This window comes from Enterobacter sp. CM29 (genome assembly GCF_013179605.1).
GTDB classification, from domain to species: Bacteria; Pseudomonadota; Gammaproteobacteria; order Enterobacterales; family Enterobacteriaceae; genus Enterobacter; species Enterobacter intestinihominis.
This window is the reverse complement of sequence record NZ_JABMCU010000321.1, coordinates 1-2,228: the sequence shown is the minus strand read 5'-3', so window position 1 is coordinate 2,228 and position 2,228 is coordinate 1. Positions and strand designations below refer to the sequence as shown.

At 56.6% G+C, this 2,228-nt stretch carries 1 protein-coding gene and 1 pseudogene; both read left to right on the top strand.

Annotated elements, in window-relative coordinates:
- A pseudogene (locus HP459_RS22555) lies at positions 1–432 on the top strand (type I glyceraldehyde-3-phosphate dehydrogenase); the annotation flags it as partial.
- A gap of 213 nt (positions 433–645) precedes the next feature.
- Positions 646–2,228, top strand: a 1,583-nt coding sequence (gene treA, locus HP459_RS22550; protein ID WP_171936885.1) for an alpha,alpha-trehalase TreA, incomplete at its 3' end; no start/stop codon positions are given.

The window sequence follows — 2,228 nt, the reverse complement described above, 5'->3', positions numbered from 1 at the left end:
GATCTGCGCGGCGCGCGTGCGGCAGCATTATCGATTGTGCCTTATTCCAGCGGCGCGGCAAAAGCGCTCGGGAAAGTAATCCCCGAACTGGACGGTAAACTCACCGGGTATTCCCTGCGCGTGCCGGTGCCAGTGGTGTCGATTGTCGATCTGACGGTGACGCTGAGCCGCAACGTGACCGCCGAAGAGGTGAATGACGCGTTCCGTCAGGCTGCCGGTAGCGGGCCGCTGAAAGGCATCCTGGGCTACAGCGATGAACCGCTTGTCTCCAGTGATTATCAGGGCGACCCGCGCTCATCCATTATCGACGGGCTTTCAACGCTGGTGATTGGCGGGAGTATGGTGAAGATCCTGTCGTGGTATGACAACGAGTGGGGCTTCTCAAACCGTCTGGTGGATTTGGCGGTGCTGATGGATAAAAAAGGGTTGTAGGGCTTAAGCCGGGTGGCATGAAGCTTACCCGGCTTTTCCGTGGTGTGGTTAAAAATTAAGTAATTCAACCCTGGTGTAGTGAAAGCGCACCCGAATTTTCTGGTTATGCGAAAAATGGGACATTCAACACGCGAAGTTATCGATATTCGTCTAAGGTTTTCAGGTAATTGACAACAGCGGTCACGCTGCTCAGTGAAGACAGGAGACGAACCGATGATAAGACCTCGCGCACGACGCCCCGCTTTTTTACCCCTTGCGTTGGCAGGCGCACTACTCGGTGTTACCGCATTTGGTTATGCTGAAGACCAGCCAACGAGCCAGCAAAGCTCACCTGATATTCTTCTTGGCCCCCTCTTTAATGACGTTCAGAGCGCCAAACTGTTCCCGGATCAGAAAACCTTCGCGGATGCCGTTCCCAAAAGCGACCCGCTGATGATCCTGGCGGATTACCGGATGCAGCATACCCAGTCCGGTTTTGACCTGCGTCACTTCATGGAGATGAACTTTATCCTGCCGAAGGAGGGTGAGAAATATGTTCCCCCTGAGGGCCAGAGCCTGCGCGAACACATAGACGATCTGTGGCCTGTGCTGACCCGCACCACCGACAAAGCGAACAAATGGGACTCCCTCCTGCCTTTGCCAAAACCCTATGTCGTGCCGGGAGGACGCTTCCGCGAAGTCTATTACTGGGACAGCTATTTCACCATGCTGGGGCTGGCCGAGAGCGGCCACTGGGATAAGATCGGCGACATGGTGGACAACTTCGCATACGAGCTTGATACCTGGGGCCATATCCCTAACGGTAACCGCAGCTACTACCTGAGCCGCTCTCAGCCACCGTTCTTTTCTTTGATGGTGGAACTGTTGGCCACGCATGACAGCGACGCGTTGAAGAAATACCGTCCGCAGATGGAGAAGGAGTATGCCTACTGGATGGAGGGGGCTGATGGGCTCCAGCCTGGTCAGGCAAACAAACGCGTGGTGAAGCTGGATGACGGCTCCCTCCTCAACCGCTACTGGGACGATCTGGACACGCCACGCCCTGAGTCGTGGCTGGATGACGTGACCACCGCCAAAAATAACCCTAACCGTCCGGCCACCGAGATTTACCGTGATCTGCGCTCTGCCGCGGCCTCGGGCTGGGATTTCAGCTCCCGCTGGATGGACGATCCCCAGAAGCTGGGTACCATCCGCACCACCAGCATCGTGCCGGTGGATCTGAATGCGCTGATGTTTAAGATGGAAAAACTGCTGGCCCGTGCTAGCCAGGAAGACGGGGATACCGCAAGTGCAAGTAAATATGACGCGCTGGCCTCCGCACGTCAGAAAGCCATGGAGAGCCACCTGTGGAACGATAAAGAGGGCTGGTATGCGGATTACGATCTGAAAACCAGGAAGGTGCGTAATCAGCTGACTGCCGCGGCCCTCTTCCCGCTGTATGTGAAGGCCGCATCACAGGATCGCGCCGATAAAGTGGCCGCAGCCGCATCGTCGCGCCTGCTGAAACCGGGCGGTATTTCTACCACCACCATCAACAGCGGTCAGCAGTGGGATGCGCCGAACGGCTGGGCGCCGTTGCAGTGGGTAGCGGTGGAAGGGTTGCAGAACTATGGTCAGCAGAAAGTGGCGATGGACGTGACCTGGCGTTTCCTGAAAAACGTTCAGCATACCTACGATCGCGAGAAGAAACTGGTTGAGAAGTACGATGTCTCTTCGACAGGTACCGGCGGTGGCGGCGGTGAGTATCCGTTGCAGGACGGTTTCGGCTGGAGTAACGGTGTGACGCTCAGGATGCT